The 20220-nt window shown below is 72.6% G+C and carries 17 protein-coding genes; 1 reads left to right on the forward strand and 16 read right to left on the reverse strand.

The genetic code is table 11. From position 1 onward, the window contains the following. Nucleotides 1-100 precede the first annotated feature (100 nt). From lpdA to ACIQ6Y_RS03925, 7 genes are all read right to left on the reverse strand, one after another. Complete coding sequence (lpdA, locus tag ACIQ6Y_RS03895; protein WP_404032444.1) at nt 101-1513, reverse strand: dihydrolipoyl dehydrogenase; 1413 nt, start codon at nt 1511-1513, stop codon at nt 101-103. A 117-nt stretch (nt 1514-1630) separates the two neighbouring features. Next, on the reverse strand, nt 1631-2056 hold the full coding sequence (locus tag ACIQ6Y_RS03900) for a CBS domain-containing protein (protein ID WP_404032447.1): 426 nt from the start codon (nt 2054-2056) through the stop codon (nt 1631-1633). A gap of 456 nt (nt 2057-2512) precedes the next feature. Beyond that, the gene (locus tag ACIQ6Y_RS03905; protein ID WP_404032450.1) at nt 2513-3307 is read right to left on the reverse strand and encodes a class I SAM-dependent methyltransferase; all 795 of its coding nucleotides are present in this window, start codon (nt 3305-3307) and stop codon (nt 2513-2515) included. A 57-nt stretch (nt 3308-3364) separates the two neighbouring features. Next, nucleotides 3365-3874, reverse strand: coding sequence for an O-acetyl-ADP-ribose deacetylase (locus tag ACIQ6Y_RS03910; protein WP_404032452.1), 510 nt, complete (start codon nt 3872-3874; stop codon nt 3365-3367). A gap of 27 nt (nt 3875-3901) precedes the next feature. After that, nucleotides 3902-5311 (reverse strand): phytoene desaturase family protein, encoded by a 1410-nt coding sequence (locus ACIQ6Y_RS03915; protein ID WP_404032454.1) that lies wholly within the window; start codon nt 5309-5311, stop codon nt 3902-3904. Nucleotides 5312-5430: 119 nt separating this feature from the next. Then, entirely contained in the window at nt 5431-6276 is an 846-nt protein-coding gene (locus ACIQ6Y_RS03920) for an inositol monophosphatase family protein (RefSeq protein WP_404032457.1), read from the reverse strand. An 86-nt stretch (nt 6277-6362) separates the two neighbouring features. After that, a complete protein-coding gene (locus tag ACIQ6Y_RS03925) occupies nt 6363-8198 on the reverse strand; it encodes a gamma-glutamyltransferase family protein (RefSeq protein WP_404032460.1) in 1836 nt (611 codons plus the stop codon). Nucleotides 8199-8438: 240 nt separating this feature from the next. On the opposite strand from ACIQ6Y_RS03925, the gene ACIQ6Y_RS03930 reads away from it, so the two are divergent. Continuing rightward, complete coding sequence (locus ACIQ6Y_RS03930; RefSeq protein WP_404032462.1) at nt 8439-9104, forward strand: hypothetical protein; 666 nt, start codon at nt 8439-8441, stop codon at nt 9102-9104. 22 nt (nt 9105-9126) lie between these two features. On the opposite strand, the gene ACIQ6Y_RS03935 is transcribed toward ACIQ6Y_RS03930, so the two are convergent. The 9 genes from ACIQ6Y_RS03935 to ACIQ6Y_RS03975 all read right to left on the reverse strand — a co-directional run bounded on the left by ACIQ6Y_RS03935 (nt 9127) and on the right by ACIQ6Y_RS03975 (nt 20168). Then, nucleotides 9127-10656: an NCS1 family nucleobase:cation symporter-1 gene (locus tag ACIQ6Y_RS03935; RefSeq protein WP_404032465.1), complete on the reverse strand. Its 1530-nt coding sequence runs from the start codon at nt 10654-10656 to the stop codon at nt 9127-9129. A 102-nt stretch (nt 10657-10758) separates the two neighbouring features. Beyond that, a complete protein-coding gene (locus ACIQ6Y_RS03940) occupies nt 10759-11781 on the reverse strand; it encodes a TIGR03842 family LLM class F420-dependent oxidoreductase (RefSeq protein WP_404032468.1) in 1023 nt (340 codons plus the stop codon). 11 nt (nt 11782-11792) lie between these two features. Next, a complete protein-coding gene (gene hydA, locus ACIQ6Y_RS03945) occupies nt 11793-13196 on the reverse strand; it encodes a dihydropyrimidinase (RefSeq protein WP_404032471.1) in 1404 nt (467 codons plus the stop codon). 67 nt (nt 13197-13263) lie between these two features. Continuing rightward, nucleotides 13264-14106, reverse strand: coding sequence for a nitrilase-related carbon-nitrogen hydrolase (locus ACIQ6Y_RS03950; protein ID WP_404032474.1), 843 nt, complete (start codon nt 14104-14106; stop codon nt 13264-13266). 155 nt (nt 14107-14261) lie between these two features. Continuing rightward, nucleotides 14262-15824, reverse strand: coding sequence for a PucR family transcriptional regulator (locus tag ACIQ6Y_RS03955; protein WP_404032477.1), 1563 nt, complete (start codon nt 15822-15824; stop codon nt 14262-14264). Nucleotides 15825-15898: 74 nt separating this feature from the next. Beyond that, nucleotides 15899-17185, reverse strand: a complete 1287-nt coding sequence (locus ACIQ6Y_RS03960) for an aspartate aminotransferase family protein (protein WP_404032480.1) — start codon at nt 17183-17185, stop codon at nt 15899-15901. Next, the gene (locus ACIQ6Y_RS03965) at nt 17182-18024 is read right to left on the reverse strand and encodes a nitrilase-related carbon-nitrogen hydrolase (protein ID WP_404032484.1); all 843 of its coding nucleotides are present in this window, start codon (nt 18022-18024) and stop codon (nt 17182-17184) included. Before ACIQ6Y_RS03965 ends, ACIQ6Y_RS03960 begins: the two co-directional genes overlap by 4 nt. Before the next feature lie 233 nt (nt 18025-18257). Then, nucleotides 18258-19775: a hypothetical protein gene (locus ACIQ6Y_RS03970; RefSeq protein WP_404032487.1), complete on the reverse strand. Its 1518-nt coding sequence runs from the start codon at nt 19773-19775 to the stop codon at nt 18258-18260. A 141-nt stretch (nt 19776-19916) separates the two neighbouring features. Continuing rightward, nucleotides 19917-20168, reverse strand: coding sequence for a helix-turn-helix domain-containing protein (locus ACIQ6Y_RS03975; protein WP_404032490.1), 252 nt, complete (start codon nt 20166-20168; stop codon nt 19917-19919). Between the last annotated feature and the right edge of the window lie 52 nt (nt 20169-20220).

A 20220-nucleotide genomic window follows, 5' to 3' on the forward strand; every position in this document is an offset into this window, starting at 1 on the left:
CGGGATCGGCCCGACGCAAGCAAGGACACCCTGTCCTGGGTGCGGCGGCGAGCAGGGCGGGGCCGCTCGGGTGAACCCGGCCGGACGGCCCCGCCCGGACTCACATGTTGATCATGTGACCGGCGAGGCCGTGGACGGCCTCCTTGACGGCCTCGCCCAGGGTCGGGTGGGCGTGGACGTTGCGCGCGACCTCGTGGACGGTGAGGTCCCACTGCTGGGCCAGGGTCAGCTCGGGCAGCAGCTCGGTGACGTCGGGGCCGATGAGGTGGCCGCCGATCAGCTCGCCGTACTTGGCGTCGCTGATCAGCTTGACGAAGCCGACCGTGTCGCCGAGCCCGTGGGACTTGCCGTTGGCGGTGAACGGGAACTTGGCGACCTTCACGTCGTAGCCCAGTTCGCGGGCCTGCGCCTCGGTGTAGCCGAAGCTGGCGATCTGCGGCTGGCAGTAGGTGGCGCGCGGGATCATCGCGTAGTCGAGCTCCATCGTCTCGGCGTCCGCGAGCGTCTCGGCGGCGATCACGCCCATCGCCTCGGCGGTGTGCGCGAGCATCAGCTTGGCCGTGACGTCACCGATGGCGTAGATGTGCGGGACGGACGTACGGCAGCGGCCGTCGACGTCGATCGCGCCGCGCTCGGTGAGGCGTACGCCGGTCTTGTCCAGGCCGTAGCCGTCGACGTTGGGCGCGAAGCCGATCGCCTGGAGCACCTTGTCGGCCTCCAGCACCTGCTGGGCGCCGTCCTTGCCGGTGACGGTGACGCGCACCTTGGGGCCGGACTCGTCGATGGCGTCGACCCGGGTGGAGGTGAGCACGTCGATGCCCAGCTTGCGGTACTGCTTGGCCAGTTCGGCGGAGACCTCGGCGTCCTCCAGCGGGGCCATCCGGTCGAGGAACTCGACGACGGTGACCTTCACGCCGTAGTTGTGCAGGACGTAGGCGAACTCGATGCCGATGGCGCCGGCGCCCGCGATCACGATCGACTCGGGCAGGTCGTCGGCCAGGATCTGCTCCTCGTACGTCACCACGCGCGCGCTGCGCTTGGTGCCCGGGAGCAGCTTCGGCGTGGCGCCGGTGGCGATGATGCAGTTCTCGAACCCGATGGTGCGGGTGTTGCCGTCGTAGTCGGCGACCTGGAGGGTGTTCGCGTCGAGGAAGGTGCCCCGGCCGTCGAACTCCGTGATCTTGTTCTTCTTCATCAGGTAGTGGACGCCCTTGACCCGGCCGTCCGCGACCTTGCGGCTGCGGTTGAACGCCTCGCCGTAGTCGAAGGAGACCGTGCCGTCCACCTTGATGCCGAAGGTCTTCGCCTCGCGGGTGACGATGTGCGCCAGCTCGGCGTTGCGCAGCAGGGCCTTGGTGGGGATGCAGCCGACGTTCAGACAGACGCCGCCCCAGTACTTCTCCTCCACGACGGCGACTTTCTTGCCGAGCTGCGCGGCCCGCACGGCGGCGACGTACCCGCCGGGGCCGGCGCCGAGTACCACGACGTCGAAGTGCTCGTCCTGCTCGTCCATGGGTGGTCCTCTTCGGTGACGTAGGAGCGGTGCGCAACAGATTGTTTCGCCCGGTCGGGCTCACCGCCACCGAGCCCCACCAAAGGTGATCACCCTCTCATCCGTGACCGGCGCCGCTCAGTGGTTCGGCTGGGCCCGGCTGATGTCCGCAAGGGCGGAGCGCGGGTCGTCGGTGGCGGCGAGGTCGCCGAGGCTGATCACGCCGACCGGGCAGCCGCCGTGCTCGACGACGGGCAGCCGGCGTACCGCGTGGCGGCGCATCAGCTCCGCGGCGCGGTCGGTGGTGTCGTCGGGCGTGAGCGTCACGACGGGCGGCCGGGTGCACACCGTGCCGACGGCGGTGGCCGCCGGGTCACGGCCCTCGGCGACGACCCGGACCGTGATGTCCCGGTCGGTCAGCACCCCGAACAGGTCGCAGTCGTACGCCACCAGCACATCGCCGATGTCCTGCTCACGCATCACCTGCGCGGCCCGCGCCACCGTGGTCATCGGTTCGACGGCAGCGGCGCCGGGCGACATCACGTCCCTTATCTGCCGGGTCATGGGCACCTCCCGGATTCTCGTACGGCGGTCCGCGGCGGGGTCGGTCCGGGATGCCCGGGGTCGCCTCGCTTCTCACGCGGGCCGGGTTTCCCGGGCGGGCGCACTCACACGCGGGACGGTGACCGCAGCGGGCGGCCTCGGTCCGGCCCAGGAAGCCGGCCGTAGAGGGGGCGCGGGCCGTGACTGGCGCTGGGGTGGAGCACCACCGGGGAGCGGCCCGGCCGTCGCCAGGCCGAAGCCGTGCGCCTGGGGACGACCTGGGCCGCGTCCGGACGCTCTCGCCGCACGGGCCCGCCCTCGCCGCTCCGGGGCACATCCTGCTGGGCCGGCTGAGCGGGCGCCGTGCGGCCGACCTGGGCGTGAGCGGTCCGCTGCCCGAGCCGCCGAAGTGGCCGCCGCCCCCGATGCCGGGGTGGTGACGGACCTACGGCCGCGTCCGCCGTACCGCCCTCGCACCTACGGCCGTGTCCCCCGCACCGCCCACGCGCGTGCCGTCAGCCCCACCGTGCCCTGCCCGTCGGCCCCGACGCTCGCGGCCAGCGCGTCCCGTAGGCGGTCGCGGGCGGGCGGGTCGAGGGAGGCGACGTAGGCCGGTGCGGGGCCCTGCCCGGCGAGGAACGGCTCCCACAGGTCGGCGAACCCGGCGAACACCGTCGGCACCTCGATGCCGGTGACCGCCACCTCGGCGAGGCCGGCCCGCGTCCACACGTCCCGCAGGGCCTCAGGGCGGCACCCGGCGAAGCGCCGGCCCTCGTCCAGGGCGGCCGCGGCGGGGTCCGCGCCGACGGCGGCGTCCCAGAAGCGGCGCAGCAGGCCCATGCCCTCGGCGTAGTCCCAGACGTACGCCGCGACCGTCCCGCCCGGCCGGACCGCCCGGCCCTTCGCGGCCACGGCGGCCACCGGCTCCGGCAGGAAGTTCAGCACCAGCCCGGACACCGCCGCGTCGAAGGCCCCCTCCCGCACCGGCAGTGCCGTCGCGTCCCCGACCACGAACCGGGCCGCCCCGCCCCGCGCCGCGGCGACGAACGCCTCCGACCGGTCCACGCCCAGCACCAGCCGCGGCCGGCACCGCTCGGCCACGACCCCCGACAGCACCCCCGTACCGCACCCCACGTCCAGCCACCGCAGCCCGTACCCGACCCCGCACCAGGGCAGGAACTCCCGGGCCACGAGCCTGCTCCAGCGCCCCATGTACCGCTCGTAGGCGCCCGCGCCCGTCCACATGCCTACCTGCCGCTGCCGCGTGCCCATGGGTCCACGATCCTCCGGCCGGCTGGGTTGTGCGACCCGCTCGCGTCGACGTCCGCGTCAGCGGAGCTGCGCGGCGAACGCCTCGTACGCCGGCGCGTCGAAGAGGACGAACCTGACCTCCTCGACCGCCGTGTCGGTGGCCCGTACGGTGCTCACCGCGATCCGGGCCGCGTCGCCCATCGGCCACCCGTAGATGCCGGCGGAGACGGCGGGGAACGCGACCGTGCGGGCGCCCAGTTCGTCGGCGACGCGCAGGGACTCGCGGTAGCAGGAGGCGAGCAGGGCCGAGCGGTCCTCGTCGTGGCTGTAGCGGGGGCCGACCGTGTGGATGACCCACCGGGCGTCGAGGTTCCCGGCGGTGGTGGCGACGGCCCGGCCGGTGGGGAGGCCCTTGCCGAGGTGTCCGGCGCGCAGGCGGCGGCAGTCCTCCAGGACGGCGGGGCCGCCACGGCGGTGGATGGCGCCGTCGACGCCTCCGCCGCCCAGGAGGGAGGAGTTGGCCGCGTTGACGATGGCGTCGGCGGTCTGCCGGGTGATGTCTCCCTGGACGAGGGTGATGGTGGTCATGCTGTTCAGCCTTCCACGGGCCCGGGCTCAGCCCTGCCGCAGTCGTCTCCAGACCGCCTTCGCCGCGTTGTGCCCCGACATGCCGTGCACCCCGGGGCCCGGCGGGGTCGCCGAGGAGCAGATGAACACGGCCGGGTGCGGGGTGCGGTACGGCGACAGGGACAGCCGGGGCCGCAGCAGGGTCTGCAGGCCGGTGAACGCGCCGGTGGCGATGTCGCCGCCGACGTAGTTGGCGTTGCGGGCGGCGAGTTCGGGCGGCCCTGCGGTGGCGCGGGCGAGGACGCGGTCGCGGAATCCCGGGGCGAAGCGCTCCAGTTGGCGTTCGACGGCGTCGGTGAGGTCGCCGGTCCAGCCGTTGGGGACATGCCCGTACGCCCAGAAGACATGCTTGCCGTCGGGCGCCCGGGTGGGGTCGACGACGCTGGGCTGGACGGTGATCAGGAACGGCGCCTCGGGCGCACGCCCCTCGCGGGAGGCGGCACGCAGGGCGGTGTCGATCTCCGTGCTGGTCGCGCCGACCTGCACGGTGCCCGCACTGCGGGCCTCCTTGGCGGTCCACGGCACCGGTCCGTCCAGGGCGTAGTCGACCTTGAAGACGGCGGCGCCGTAGCGGTAGCGGTCGTACAGGCCGCCGAGGCCGGCGATACGGGCGAGGGCGGTGGGCGAGGTGTCGAAGACGTACGCGCGCGCGGGCGGCAGGTCGTCCAGGCGCTTGACCTGGTAGTCGGTGTGGACGATGCCGCCGTGGGCCCGGAACAGGGAGGCGAGCGCGTCGGAGATCGACTGGCTGCCGCCCTCGGCGACGGGCCAGCCGCGGGCGTGCGCGGCGAGCGCGAAGACCAGGCCGATCGCGCCGGTCGCCAGGCCGTTCAGCGGGGCGATGACATGGGCGACGAGCCCGGCGAAGAGGGCCTTGGCGCGCTCGTCGTGGAAACGGCGGGTCAGCCAGGTGGAGGGCGGCAGGCCCAGCAGGCCGAAGCGGGCGAGGGTGACGGGGTCGCGCGGGAGCGCGGTCAGCGGCAGGGACATGAAGTCGCGGACGAGGGTGTCCCAGCGCGGCAGGAAGGGCTCGACCAGTCTGCGGTAGGCGCCGGCGTCGCGCGGGCCGAAGGAGGCGGCCGTCTCGGCGACGGACCGGGACAGCACGGCGGCGGTGCCGTCGTCGAAGGGGTGGGCCATGGGCAGGTCGGCGTGCAGCCAGCGCAGCCCGTGGTCCTGAAGAGGCAGGGCGCGGAACGCGGGTGAGTTGATGCCGAGCGGGTGGGCGGCCGAGCACGGGTCGTGGCGGAAGCCCGGCAGGGTCAGTTCCTCGGTGCGGGCTCCCCCGCCGACGGTGTCGCGCGCCTCGAACAGGGCCACGGAGAAGCCGCGTCGGGCCAGCTCGACGGCGGCCGTGAGCCCGTTGGGCCCCGCTCCCACCACGACCGCATCGAACATGGTCGGCACCTTCGGACTCCTTCGTCAGCCGATGGCCTCTGGGCTCAGGATATGCCGCGGCACCGACAACACCCGCTCCCGGAAGGCCTCCTCACCCAACGGGCCTGTACTCCCTGGGGTCATGCCGTCCCCGACAGCAGGCCCAGCACGCGTCGGGCCGTGGCCGCGTCCCTGGCCGCGGTGAAGGGCAGGGAGTTACCGCCCGTGATGCGGAAGGGCTCGCCGGTCAGGGTGAGGTGGGCGCCGCCCGCCTCCTCGACCAGCAGCAGGCCCGCCGCGTGGTCCCAGGCCGCCTCCCAGGAGAAGGCGGTGGCGTCCGACTCGCCTCGCGCGAGGGCCAGATACTCCAGGCCCGCCGAGCCGCACGCGCGCGGGGCGACTCCCTCGGTCCACAGGCCGAGCAGCGCGCGCTTCTGCTCGTCGGTGGTGTAGTCGGGGTGGGAGGTGGCGACCTCGAGGTCACGGCCCGGGGTGGGCGGTCCTGCGTACAGGCGCTCGCCGTCGAGGAAGGCGCCCTGGCCCCGTACGGCGGTGGCCAGTTGGCCGCGGACGGGTGCGTACGTCCAGGAGGCGAGCAGGACACCGCGCTGGGCGAGGGCGATCAGGGTGCAGAAGCCGTCCTCGCCGTGCACGAACTGCCGGGTGCCGTCGACGGGGTCGACGATCCAGACGGGGGCGTCGCCTCTGATCGCCTCGTACGACGCGGGGTTGGCGTGCACCGCTTCCTCGCCGACGACGACGGAGCCGGGCAGCAGGGCGCTCAGCGCCTCGGTGAGATACAGCTCGGCCTTGCGGTCGGCGTCCGTCACCAGGTCGTGCGGGCCGTTCTTCTGGTCGATCTCGTGCGCGGCGAGCTGACGGAAGCGGGGCAGGATCTCGGCGTCGGCCGCCGCACGGACGGCCTCCTCCACGTCGGCCGAGTGGCGGGCGAGAAACTCGTCGATGGTTTCCGTGTCTTCGATCATGCCTCCATGAGATCACGCGCCACTGACAATCCCCACCCGGGCCGTGCACACCGGGCGGAACCGGGATGAACAGCGGGTGACCGCGCTCAGCGCCCCACCGCGTAGCCCTGCATCCCGCGCGGGTTCGCCGCCGCCGACAGCACACCCGTCTCCGGGTCCCGGGCGACCGCGCACAGCCGCCCCTCGGACCAGGCGTCGCCGACGGTGACGTCGTGCCCGCGCCGCCGCAGCCCGGCCACGACCTCCTCGGGCATCCGGGATTCCACGGTCAGGCTGCCCGGGCGCATCCCGCGCGGGTAGAAGGAGCCGGGGAAGGAGTCGTTGTGCCAGTTCGGGGCGTCGATCGCGCCCTGCAGGTCGAGGCCGCCGCGCACCGGCGGGCGCAGGGCCGCGGCCAGGAAGAAGTGCAGCTGCCACTGGTCCTGCTGGTCGCCGCCGGGCGTGCCGAACGCCAGCAGCGGCACGCCGTCGCGCAGTGCGAGGGACGGGGTGAGGGTGGTGCGCGGGCGGCGGCCGGGCGTGAGGGAGTTCGGCAGGCCCTCCTCCAGCCAGGTCATCTGCAGCCGGGTGCCGAGCGGGAAGCCCAGCTCGGGCACGACGGGGTTGGACTGCAGCCAGCCGCCGCTGGGCGTGGCCGCGACCATGTTGCCCCAGCGGTCGACGACGTCCAGGTGGCAGGTGTCGCCCCGGGTGCCTCCGTCGGCGGCGACCCGCGGCTCCCCCGGCACGGGTGAGGTGGAAGGCCCCGCGACGGTGGGTTCGCCGACGCCCAGGGCGTCCATCGGGCTGGGCCCGGAGGGGACCGAAGCGGCCACGCGCGCGTGGGCGGGCAGCAGCGGGCCGCGCCCGCCCGGGCTCCCCGGCCGCAGCTCGTACGACGCCGTGTCGCCGATCAGCTTCCGCCGCCCGGCGTTGTACGACTCCGACAGCAGCTCGCCGACCGGCACCTCGGCCGCGTCGCCGTACCAGGCCTCCCGGTCGGCCATGGCGAGCTTGCAGCCCTCGACGAGCAGGTGCACGTACTCGGCGGACCCGTACGCGGGCAGTTCGGGCGGCAGCAGGGCGAGCTGCTGGAGCAGGACCGGGCCCTGGCTCCAGGGGCCCGCCTTGCACAGGGTCCAGCCGTTCCAGTCGTACGTCACCGGCGTCTCGTAGGTCGCCGACCAGCCGGCGAGGTCGGCGGCCGTGAGGGTGCCGGTGTGGTGCGTGCCGCTGGTGTCGAGGGTGGGCCGGGCGGACTGCCGTACGAGCGCCTCGGCGATGAAGCCGGTGCGCCACACCTCCCGCGCGGCGTCGATGCGTGCCTCCCGGTCCCCGGCGCCGGCGGTCTCGGCGAGCAGGCTCGTCCAGGTGGCGGCGAGGGCGGGGTTGCGCAGCAGCCGGCCGGGGCGCGGTGCCTCGCCGTCCGGCAGATAGACCTCCGCCGACGACGTCCACTCGGTCTCGAACAGCTCGCGTACGGTCTCGACGGTCGCGCCGACGTTCTCCACGGGCGCGTGCCCGTGCTCGGCGTACCCGACGGCGTACTTCAGTACCTCGGCGAGTTCCTTGGTGCCGTGGTCGCGCAGCAGCAGCATCCAGGCGTCGAAGGCGCCGGGCACGGCCGCGGCGAGCGGGCCGGTGCCCGGCACGAGGTCGAACCCGAACCCCCGGTAGTGCGCGACGGACGCGCCCGCCGGGGCCACGCCCTGCCCGCACAGCACCCGCACCTCACCGCCCGCCGGGGCCAGCAGGATCGGCACCTCCCCCGCGGGCCCGTTGAGGTGCGGCTCGACGACGTGCAGCACGAACGCCCCCGCCACGGCCGCGTCGAAGGCGTTGCCGCCGTCCTCCAGCACGGCCATCGCCGACTGCGAGGCCAGGTAGTGCGTGCTGGACACCATGCCGAAGGTGCCCTGGAGGGTGGGACGCGTGGTGAACACGGGCGGACTCCTCGGGTGGGTGCGACGACGGGTCGTGTGATCGTAAGTGCCCACGTGTCGGCGGCGGCAGCCCGTCGAGGGGACATATCGGGGCACAAGGGCCGTCGGTCGTTCGCCCCCGTCACCGCCTGCGTACGGAGCGAGTTGGCACTTTCGCCCCACTGCCAGTCGTGTGACACTGGCGTCCCCTTGTCCGCAGTGCGGACTGCTTCCGCACCGTCCCCCACGAAAAGTGCGCCCGTGCGTTCTCTTCCCCTGCCGCTCGCCCTCACCGCACGTCTGACGCCCGTCGCCGTCCTCGCCTGCGCGGGGTGGGCCCTCGCGTCCGGCCCCGAGACTCCCTCGGCCGCGCACGACGCGCCGCGCCAGGAGACGGGCAGACAGTCGGCGTCCGGCCCCTCGACGACGGCCGCGCCGAAGACGTACGGCGCCGCCCCGGCGCCCTGTACGAGCCTGGGGAAGAAGACGATCGGCTCGCTGGTGCCCGGCGCGAAGACGGCCGGCAAGGAGATACCGTCCTCGGACTCCGACGAGCGCCGCACCTGTTCGTGGAACGCGCTGGACGGCTACGACTACCGCTGGTTGGACGTGTCCTTCGAGGTCATGGACTCGGACGCGGAGGCGGAGAAGTCGTACAAGGCGCGGGTGGCGGACCGCAGCGGCGGTGGCGAGGTCCCCGGTCTGGGTGACGCCGCCTACTCGGTCGTGAACCTCACCACCGAGGACGACCAGGAGACCCGCGAGGGCGTGGTGCTGGCCCGCTCCGACAACGCGTTGGTGATCGTCACCTACAACGGCAGCGACTTCGAGTCGAAGCAGGCGCCGAGCACGGACGAGATCAACAAGGGCGCCATCAAGGCCGCCAAGGAGGCGATGGCCGCGCTGGAGGACGGCGGCAGCGCCTGATCCGTCCTCCAACGGGCCTGCGTCATACAGCGGTTCGGTCCCGGGTGCCCGTCGTCGCGGTCAGCAGCAGGTACAGCAGCAGCGAGGTGCCCAGGCCCACCGCCCAGCCGTAGTCGGCGAGGGGCTCCAGCGCCGGGACGGGCCGGCCGTCGAGGATCGGCTCGAAGCTCGCGCCGCCGATCGCGAGGACCCCGCCCGTCAGGAACGCCACGACGGCCCGCCAGTTCCAGCCGCCCCGGTACCAGTAGCGCCCGCCCTCGCGGTACAGGTCGACGAGGTCGAGCCGGCCGCGGCGCAGGATCCAGTAGTCGGCGATGAGAATGCCGGCGACCGTGCCGAGCAGCCCGCCGACCAGGCCGAGCCAGGTGAAGATGTAGCCCTGCGGGTCGGAGTACAGCTTCCAGGGGAAGATCAGCACGCCGAGGACACAGGTGGCGAGGGCTCCGGCGCGGAAACTGATCCGTCTGGGCGCGATGTTGGAGAAGTCGAAGGCCGGGGAGACCAGGTTCGCGGCCACGTTCACCGACAGCGTCGCGACCAGCACGGTCACCAGCGCGTACAGCAGCCCCACCTCGTTGTCGGTGCGGGCGGCCAACTGCACCGGGTCCCAGACGGGTTCGCCGTACACCGCCTGCGAGCCGGAGGTCACGAGCACCGACAGGAACGCGAACAGCGTCATCGTGGTGGGAAGTCCCAGGGCCTGCCCCCAGGTCTGGGCCTTCTGGCTCCTGCCGTAGCGGGTGAAGTCGGGGATGTTCAGCGACAGCGTGGACCAGAACCCGATCATGCCCATCAGGGCCGGCCAGAACAGCTTCCAGAAGTCGCCGCCCCAGCCCAGCTTCGACGGCTGGTCGAACAGCGGGCCGAGACCGCCCGCCCTGCTGCTCATCCACCACAGCATCACGAACGCGCCGACCAGCACGAACGGTGCCGCCCAGTTCTCGAATCGGCGGATCGTCTCCATGCCGCGGTAGATGATCGCCACCTGGAGCGCCCAGAAGATCGCGAACGACAGCCACATCGTCCAGGCGTAGCCGCCGACCTTCCCGGCGTCCGTCCAGCCCGAGCCGATCAGCTTCCCGGCCAGGAAGTAGATCGCCTCGCCGCCGATCCAGGTCTGGATGCCGAACCAGCCGCACGCCACCAACGCCCGCACCACGGCGGGCAGGTTGGCGCCGCGGATGCCGAAGGAGGCGCGGGCGAAGACCGGGAACGGGATGCCGTACTTCGGTCCCGCGTGCCCGGTCAGCAGCATCGGGACGAGCACGATCACATTGGCGAGGGCGATGGTCAGCACCGCCTGCTTCCAGTCCATGCCGACGGCGATCAGACCGGAGGCGAGCGTCCAGGAGGCGGTGTTGTGGGCCATGCCGACCCACAGAGCGGAGAAGTTGTACGTCGTCCAGGTGCGGCCCGCCACGGGAACCGGGAGCAGGTCCTCGTTGGCGTAGGGGCCGCTGGGCTGCGGGGCGTCCGGCGCGATCTCCACGCGCCCGTCGGGGAGGGTGACCTGGGCGGTCGGGGGTATGGCGGAGGGAGCGGTGTCGGTCATGGGCAGGCCAATCGAACGAGGTGGGACGGGAGAGGCCGTGCGGGCACCAGCCCCTCCCCGGGACGGCGGGGAGGGGTGACCAGGGGGAGTTGTCGTGCGGGTTCAGCTGGTGAGGGCCGGGATCACCTTCGCGCCGTACGCGTCGATCACGGCCTCCTGCGCGTCGTGCATGTCGTAGACCGCGAACTGGTCGACGCCCAGCTCGCGCAGCGCCTTCAGCTTCTCGACATGGCGTTCGGCGGGGCCGATCAGACAGAACCGGTCGACGATCTCGTCCGGCACGAACTGGGTGTCGGGGTTCCCGGCGCGTCCGTGGTGGGAGTAGTCGTAGCCCTGCCGGGCCTTGATGTACGCGGTGAGTTCGTCGGGGACCTGCGCGGAGTGCTCGCCGTACTTGGCGACCAGGTCGGCCACATGGTTGCCGACCATGCCGCCGAACCAGCGGCACTGGTCGCGGGCATGGCCGAGCGCCTCGGGCGAGTCGTCGGCGGTGACGTAGGCGGGCGCGGCGACGCAGATCGTCACCTCGTCTGGGTCGCGCCCGGCGTCCGCCGCGGCGGTCTTCACGGCCTTGACCATGTACTCGGTGAGGTAGAGGTCGGCGAGCTGGAGGATGAACCCGTCGGCCTCCTCGCCGGTCATCTTCAGCGCCTTCGGCCCGTACGCGGCCATCCACACGGGCAGTTCGGCGCCCGGCCTGATCCACGGGAACCTGACGACCGTGCCGCCGCCGAGGTCGGCCTCCTCGCCGCGCCCGAGCGCGCGGATGACCTTCATGGCGTCGCTGATCCGGGCGAGGGTGTTGGGCTTGCGGCCGGCCACCCGCATCGCGGAGTCGCCGCGGCCGATGCCGCAGACCGTGCGGTTGCCGAACATGTCGTTGAGGGTGGCGAAGGTGGAGGCGGTGACCTCCCAGGTGCGGGTGCCCGGGTTGGTCACCATCGTGCCGACCTTCAGCTTGGTGGTGTTCGCCAGGATCTGGCTGTAGATGACGAACGGCTCCTGCCAGAGCACGGCGGAGTCGAAGGTCCAGCCGTACCGGAAGCCGTTGCGCTCGGCGCGCTTCATCAGGCTCACGACCCGCGAGGCGGGCGGGTCGGTCTGCAGGACGAGTCCGAAGTCCATGGGCACCGCTCCTAGTTGAGGTACTGACAGGTGGAGCGGGGGGTGTAGACGCCGTGCCCGGCACGGCCCGTGTACTCCCGCTCGGTGATGACCGGCACACCCCGCGAGAGCACCGTCTCCACCCGGCCGGTCAGCCGCTTGCCCTCGTACGCCGAGTAGTCGACGTTCATGTGGTGCGTCTCGGCGGACACGACCTGCTCGGCGTGCGGGTCGTAGATCACGACGTCGGCGTCGGCGCCGGGCGCGATCGTGCCCTTCTTCGGGTACATGCCGAACATCCGGGCCGGGGTCGCGCAGGCGATCTCGATCCAGCGGCGGCGCGAGATGTGCCCGTCGACGACGGCCTGGTGCAGCAGGTCCATCCGGTTCTCCACGCCCGGCAGGCCGTTGGGGATCTTGGAGAAGTCACCGCGGCCCAGTTCCTTCTGGCCGACGAAGCAGAAGGGGCAGTGGTCGGTGGAGACGACCTGGAGGTCGTTCGTGCGCAGGCCCCGCCACAGCTTGGCCTGGTGCTCACGCGGGCGCAGCGGGGTGCTGCACACGTACTTGGCGCCCTCGAAGTCCGGCTCGGCGAGGTTGTCCGTGGACAGGAACAGGTACTGGGGGCAGGTCTCGCCGAAGACGTTCAGGCCCTCGTCGCGTGCCTTGGCCAGTTCGGCCACCGCCTCGGCCGCCGAGACGTGCACGACGTACAGGGGCGCGCCGGCCACCTGAGCCAGCCGGATGGCCCGGTGGGTGGCCTCGGCCTCCAGGAGCGCCTTGCGGACCTCGCCGTGGTAGCGGGGGTCGGTCTCGCCGCGGGCCAGGGCCTGTTCGACGAGGACGTCGATCGCGATGCCGTTCTCGGCGTGCATCATGATCAGGCCGCCGTTCTCGGCGGAGCGCTGCATGGCGCGCAGGATCTGGCCGTCATCGCTGTAGAAGACGCCCGGATACGCCATGAACTGCTTGAAGGACGTGACGCCTTCCTCCACGAGGAGGTCCATCTCCTTGAGCGTCTCCTGGTTCACATCGGAGACGATCATGTGGAAGCCGTAGTCGATCGCGCAGTTGCCCTCCGCCTTGGCGTGCCAGGCGTCCAGGCCCTCGCGGAGGCCGTGGCCGACGCTCTGTACGGCGAAGTCGACGATCGTGGTCGTACCGCCCCACGCTGCCGCGCGGGTGCCGGTCTCGAAGGTGTCCGAGGCGGAGGTGCCGCCGAAGGGGAGCTCCATGTGGGTGTGGACGTCGACGCCGCCGGGGATGACGTACTTTCCTGTGGCGTCGATGGTGGTTTCCGCCGAGAATGCCTCCGCTGCGGGGGTGTGGGAGGCTGCGAGGGCGGCGATGCGGCCGTCCTCCACCAGGACGTCCGCGTGGATCTCGTCGGAGGCCGTGATGACGAGGCCTCCGCGGATGACGGTACGGGTACTCATGCTGCGTCGCTCCTCGCAGTGTCGACGTGCCGGTTGTTCGTGGCTGGTCGCGCAGTTCCCCGCGCCCCTAGGGCGCTGTCAGGGGGCCGTACGCTCCCGGCGCGCGGTCCCTGTAGAACTGCCAGCGGTCCCTGACCTCCCTCAGCTTGGCCATGTCCAGGTCCCTGACGACGAGTTCGGGCTCCTTGTCGCCGGCCACCTCGCCGACGAACTGGGCCTCGGGGTCCACGAAGTAGCTCGTGCCGTAGAAGTCGTTGTCGCCGTACTCCTCCACCCCGACCCGGTTGATCGCGCCGACGAAGTACTCGTTGGCAACGGCCGCGGCGGGCTGCTCCAGTTGCCAGAGGTAGCCGGACAGGCCGCGTGAGGTGGCCGAGGGGTTGAAGACGAGCTCGGCGCCCGCGAGGCCCAGCGCCCGCCAGCCCTCCGGGAAGTGGCGGTCGTAGCAGATGTAGACGCCGATGCGGCCCACGGCGGTGTCGAAGACGGGCCAGCCGCTGTTCCCGGGGCGGAAGTAGAACTTCTCCCAGAAGCCGCGCACCTGCGGGATGTGGGTCTTGCGGTACTTGCCGAGGTAGGAGCCGTCCGCGTCGATCACGGCGGCGGTGTTGTAGAGGACGCCGGGCTGCTCCTCCTCGTACATGGGCAGGACCAGGACGACGCCCAGTTCCTTCGCGAGGGCCTGGAAGCGGCGGACGATCGGGCCCTCGGGGATCTGCTCGGCGTACTCGTAGAAGGCCGGGTCCTGGACCTGGCAGAAGTACGGGCCGTAGAACAGCTCCTGGAAGCAGAGGACTTGGGCGCCCTGCGCGGCCGCGTCGCGGGCCGCCTGCTCGTGCACCTGGATCATCGACTCCTTGTCGCCGGTCCAGGCGGTCTGGAACACGGCGGCGCGGATCACTCGGCTCATCGGGACCTCCGGTAGCTCGGTGTGCGGTGAGCCTAGAAAGTCCGCGCGGCTGCTTTGAGTTGCACCGTGTCACGTCTGCGGGGGTGCGGCGTGGCACCGTGTCACCCTTGACCGACCCCATGTTTCACCACCGTTTTCCCAGGTCGTCGCATGTTTCACCCCTGTTGCGCGTCATGCGCGAGGAGTGCGATGTGCACCGAGGCCGCCTGCTCGAAGTCGTCGAGGTCGACGCCGAGGCGGCTCTGTATGGCCTCCAGCCGGCGGTAGAGCGCGGGCCGGGAGACGTGATGGAGCTGTGCGGTACGGGACTTGTTGCGGCCCGTCGCCAGGTACGTGCGCAGCACGGCCAGCAGGTCGTCGTCGGCCGCGCGCAGCAGGCCGTCCAACTCCCTTTCGGCGAAGGACTGCACGTGCGGGTCGTCGCGCAGCAGCCGGACGAGGCCGCGCAGGTGGACGTCCTTCAGGCGGACGACCGGCGGCAGTTCGAGGACGGTGGAGGAGTCGGCCACCGCGTCGGCCACGTGCCGCGCCTCCCGCAGCCCCGCCGGTACGCCGTCCCAGTCGGGGCGGGCCGCGGCGGCGGCCACGACGGGCGTCGGGCCCTCCTGCCGCAGCCGGGACGCGAAGTGGCCGGTGAGGGCGTCGGCGTCCTGGTCACGGGCGAGGCTGAGCAGCACGGCCGTGGCCGCGTCGGCGAGTTCGGCGACCAGGCCCGGCAGCCCGGTCAGCCGCAGCACCCGCTCCAGCCGGTCCGGGCGTGCCCCGCGCACCACGAGCGGCACGAACGTCCGCCGGTTGACGGGCAGTCCGGCGGCCCGCGCCCGCGGCAGCAGCTGCCGCGCCGGTACGACGCCGGAGACCAGGTCGGTGAGCAGGCTCTGCGCCGACTGTTCCTCCCAGGTGGCCGCGCCGCCGAGCATGCGGTGCAGGACGAGGGCCTCGGCGGCCCGGTCGGCGAGGAGGCGTCCGGCGGAGGTGTCGCCGCGGAAGCCGCACAGCACGATCCGGCCCCACCGCTCCCCGCGTCCGCCCAGTTCGGCGCGGATCCAGCCGTCGCCCTCGCTGCCGCCGGCCTGCCGGGCGATACGTTCCCAGTCGCGCAGGACGTCGTCCACGGCGGGCCGCTCCCCCGCGGTGGCGAGGACACGGTGGGCGAGGTTGGTGACGACGACGGGACAGCCGCTGTGCTGGGCGACCTCGTCGAGCAGCCGCTGCAGCGGGGCGCCCGCGGTGATCAGGCCGGTGAGCGCGGTGCGCACGGACTCGGAGAGGCTGACGGCGGCGAACTTCCGCCGCACGAGCCTGGACTGCACCTCCTCGGTCAGCTCCGCGAAGGGGAACGGGCGGTGCAGGACGACCAGCGGCAGACCGCAGCGCTCGGCGGCCCGGCGCATCACGTCCGGCGGGGACGGGAAGGCGCGGCCGAGTCCGAGGACCACGGCCGCGGCCTCCGCGCGGTGCAGGGAGCGGATGTACTCGGCCTGCTTGTGCTCGTCCCCGGCGAGCAGCACCCCGGTGGTGAGGACCATCTCGCCGCCGCTGAGCATCACCCCGACGTCGGCGGCCTCGGCGACGTGCACCCAGCGCACCAGCCGGTCGAGATGGCCCGCCCCGGCCACCACCTCGGGCTCCCCGGCGAGCACCCGCTCCAGGCCGAGCACCTGGCGGACCGACAGGGCGGGCTCCAGGGATTCCAGGGATTCCGGGGCGGTGGTCATGGCGGCGCTCCCTCGACTCACATGGGTGCTGCGGGATGCTCCCGTGGGGGCCTACGAGATGCTCCCGACGGGGGCTACAGGACGCTTCTCAGCGCCCGTTCGAGGATCGCGGCGCCCTCCTCGGCCTCCGCGACGGTCAGGGAGAGCGGTGGGGCGATCCGCAGCGCGCTGGTGTTGTGGCCGCCGCCCTTGCCGATCAGCAGCCCGTCCTCACGGGCCGCCTCCAGCACGGCCGCCGCGGCCTTGGGGTCGGCCTCGTCGGTGCCGGGCCGCACCAGCTCGACGCCGATCATCAGGCCGCGCCCGCGGACCTCCCGTACGGCCGGCACCTGCGCGGCGACGGCCCGCAGCCGTTCGATGAGCAGTCCGCCGACCCGGCGGGCGTTGCCCTGGAGGTCGTGTTCGAGCAGGTAGTTGAGGTTGGCGAGACCGGCCGCCATGGTGATCTGCGTGCCGCCGAAGGTGGAGATGCTGTTGGCGTCCAGGCAGTTCATGATCTCGGAGCGGGCGATGACGCCGCCGATGGACATGCCGTTGCCGATGCCCTTGGCGAAGGTGACGATGTCCGGCGGCCCGGACTGCCCGTGCGCCTGCCAGCCCCAGAAGTGCTCGCCGGTACGGCCCCAGCCGGTCTGCACCTCGTCGGCGATCCACAGCGTGCCCTGCTCGGCGAGCACCTCACGGAAGGCGGCGTAGAGGCCGTCGGGCGGGGAGGTGAAGCCGCCGACGCCCTGGATCGGCTCGGCGATCAGCGCGGCGGGCGGGCGGGTGTGACCGAGCAGGTCCTTCAGGTCCTCGACGCAGGCGGCGACGAAGTCGTTGTCGGACAGCGCCGCGTACGGTCCCCGGGTGCGCACGCCGCCGTGGACGTACAGCGTCTGCAGCGGGGACAGCGAGGTCGGCGACCAGCCGCGGTTGCCGGTGATGCCGACCGCGCTGAAGGAACGGCCGTGGTAGCTGTTGCGCATCGCCAGGATCGTGTTGCTGCGCCGGTACGTCGTGGCGAGCAGCAGGGCGGTGTCGTTGGCCTCGGTGCCGGACGTGGTGAAGAAGACCCGGGCGTCCGGGATGCCGCTCAAGTGGGCGACCCGCTCGGCGAGTTCGACCATCGGCCGGTTGAGGTAGAGCGTGGAGGAGTGGATGATCCGCCCCGCCTGCTCGCCGACGGCCTTGGTGACCTCGGGCAGCGCGTGCGCGGTCATGGTGGTGAGGATGCCGCCGAAGAAGTCCAGGTAGCGGTTGCCGGCGGCGTCCCAGACGTACCGGCCCTCGCCGTGGGTGATCTCCAGCGGGTCGTCGTAGTAGAGGGCGAGCCAGTCCGGGAGCACGGCGCGGTGGCGGCCCAGCAGGTCCTTGGTCACGGCTGCACCAGTCCTTCGTAGGCGTCGGGGCGGCGGTCGCGGTAGAAGGCCCAGGTCTGCCGCACTTCCTCGATCTGGCCGAAGTCGAGGTCGCGGACGACGAGTTCCTCCTTGGTGTCGCTGGCGGGCTCGCCGACGAACTGCCCACGCGGGTCGACGAAGTAGCTCGTGCCGTAGAAGTCGTTGTCGCCGTACTCCTCCACCCCGACCCGGTTGATCGCGGCGACGAAGTACTCGTTCGCGACGGCCGCCGCGGGCTGTTCCAGGCGCCACAGGTGGGAGGACAGGCCGCGATGGGTGGCGGAGGGGTTGTAGACCAACTGGGCGCCGTTGAGGCCCAGTTGCCGCCAGCCCTCCGGGAAGTGGCGGTCGTAGCAGATGTACACGCCGACCTTGCCGACGGCTGTGTCGAAGACGGGCCAGCCCAGGTTGCCGGGCTTGAAGTAGTACTTCTCCCAGAAGCCCTTGACCTGGGGGATGTGGTGCTTGCGGTACTTGCCGAGGTAGGTGCCGTCGGCGTCGATCACGGCCGCGGTGTTGTAGTAGAAGCCGGACTGCTCGATCTCGAACACGGGCACGACGACGACCATGCCCGTCTCGCGCGCGAGGTCCTGCATCCGGCGCACGGTCGGCCCGTCGGGGACCGGCTCGGCCCAGCGGTAGTGCTCGGGTTCCTGGACCTGACAGAAGTAGGGGCTGTTGAAGACCTCCTGGAAGCCGATGACCTTGGCTCCCTGCCGGGCGGCCTCGCGAGCGTGCTCCTCGTGTTTCGCCACCATGGACTCGGTGTCGCCGGTCCAGGTGGCCTGGACCAGAGCGGCACGGACGACGTTCGCCATGAGCTGCTCCTTCGACGGGACGTCAGCGCCTCTACGCACGTAGAACAGGGCGTAGAGGGATGAACGTATGCCTCCCCGGGGACCTTGCCAAGACCATTGTCGTCAACGCGTGGCGTCGCTCGCGTTTCCCACTCCCGTGGGTGAGTCCCGGGACGGGAGAGCGAGCGGAGCGACGCCTCGTGCGCCTCAGGAGGCTCAGGCGCTTCAGGCGCCTCAGGCACTCCCAGGCACTCTCAGGCGCTTAATCCCGCGACGCGCAGGGCGTGCAGCAGGTCCCAGTACCGCTCGGCGGACACGGCCTGGGCGGTCTCCAGCAGCAGCGGGACCAGGGTGCGCGGGTCGGCCTGGGCGCTGCGGGCGGCCTCCTCGGGGGTGCGGACCCGGACGTACGCGTCGAGCAGCGCGCGTACGTCCGCCCGCCGGCCCTCCGCCTCCAGCGCGGCCACCGCCTGCCCGATCTCCCCGGCCGGCCGCACCACACCCTGCCGCAGGATCTGCCGCCCGTCGGCGTCCCGGCCGGCCGCGACCAGCGCGTCCGCCGCGGCGACCAGCCGGTCGGCCGGCAGCGAGGCCGCCTCCCACAGCAGGGTCGCCCAGTCCGCGGCCAGCCCGGCCCGCTCCAGCTCGGCGGCGAGCAGCGGGAACCGGGCGGCGGGCCAGTACGCCGCCTCCGCCAGCACCGCGTGCGCCTCCCCGCTGCGCCCCTCGCCCCGCAACCGCTCCAGCGCGTCCACGACCGCGGCGACCTCGGCCCGCGCCCCCTCGTCGACCGCCACGTGCGCCCGCGGCGCCTCCTCGGCCGCCCCGGCGAACCGGGCTCCCCTGGGCGTACGACCGCCCCTGCCCGGCGGCGCCGGCACCTCCGGCATCCCGGCGCCCGGCAACGCCACGGGCGCGGCCGCCTCCTCCTCGTCCATCCCGGCGAACCGGGCACCACCACGCCGGCGCTTACGGGGTTTGGGGGCGGGGGTCGGGGCGGGGGCGGGCTGAGCGGTGGGGGCCGGCTCCTCCGGGCCCTCGTGAGCGAGAGGGTTCGGCGCCTGCGGGAGGGCGTCACGGCCCTCCGGGCCGGGGTCCGCTTCGGCTCCGCGGAAGGCGTCACGGCGGCCCTCCAAGCCGGGGGTTCCCCGGAAAGTGCCTCGCGCCTCCGGGCCGGAGTCAACGGCAGCAGGCTCCACATCCGCAACCTGCGGAAAGACCCGGAACCCCGCCCCCTGCACGGCAGACGGCAGCGCGTCCGCGTCCAGCCGGTCCAGCTCGGCCATCCGCTCGCCGAGTTCCGTGCGGCGCGCTGTCGCGCGGGTGTGGTCGTCGCGGGCCCAGGCGAGGTCGACGCGCAGGGCGTCGGCGGTCTCGCCGGCGGGGGTGGCGGCAAGGGCGTGGTGCAGGGCGGTGAGGCGTTCGGCGGCGTACTTCTGCTCGCGGAGCATGACGTCGAGCCGGTCGCGCAGGGCGTCGCGGCCGCCGGGGCGGCGGTCGTAGGCCCGTAGTGCGGCCGCGTGCAGGGAGGACGCGCGCTGCTTCTCCTCGGCCGCGAAGGCGGGGCCGCACTCGGCGGCGAGGTCCTGGAGCAGCGACTCCACCACGTCCCACGGCGGCACCTCACGGCCGTCGAGGCAGGCCTGCATGCCCTCGGGGTCGCGCTGCCAGAACACCCCGCACCAGCCCGCGCTCTGGTCGAGACGCGCCAGCAGGCCGTCCAGGTAGCTCGCGAACTCCCTGACCCGAACCGGGAGTTGTTCCACTGTCATCGCACGACCCCCGCAAGACCGGAGTGTTCCGGCTAGGTAGCGAACACCAGCTGTGTTACGCCCCGGCTACAGGGAGTTTTCGGCGGAGGCGCAGGAGCCTCAGACGGCACGGCGCACAACGGTGACACCGGGCGGGGGGACTCACACGGGCACAAGGGCGCAGCGCACGACCAGGTCGTCCATGGACAGGCCCAGCACACGCGCCAGCGCCGCCACGGTGAAGAACGCCGGCGTCGGCGCCCGCCCGGTCTCGATCTTGCGGAGCGTCTCGGCGGAGATCCCGGCCTGCGCCGCGATCTCCGGCATGCTGCGGTCGCCGCGGGCCTCGCGCAGCAACCGCCCGAGGCGCTCGCCGCGTTCGCGTTCTTCGGGGGTCAGGGGGGTACGCACCATGCGCCCATTCTAATACCGCTCCCCCGCGTCGACCCCCATTCAAATACCGGTA

The sequence above is a fragment of the Streptomyces sp. NPDC096205 genome, assembly GCF_044763135.1.
In the GTDB taxonomy this organism is placed as follows: domain Bacteria; phylum Actinomycetota; class Actinomycetes; order Streptomycetales; family Streptomycetaceae; genus Streptomyces.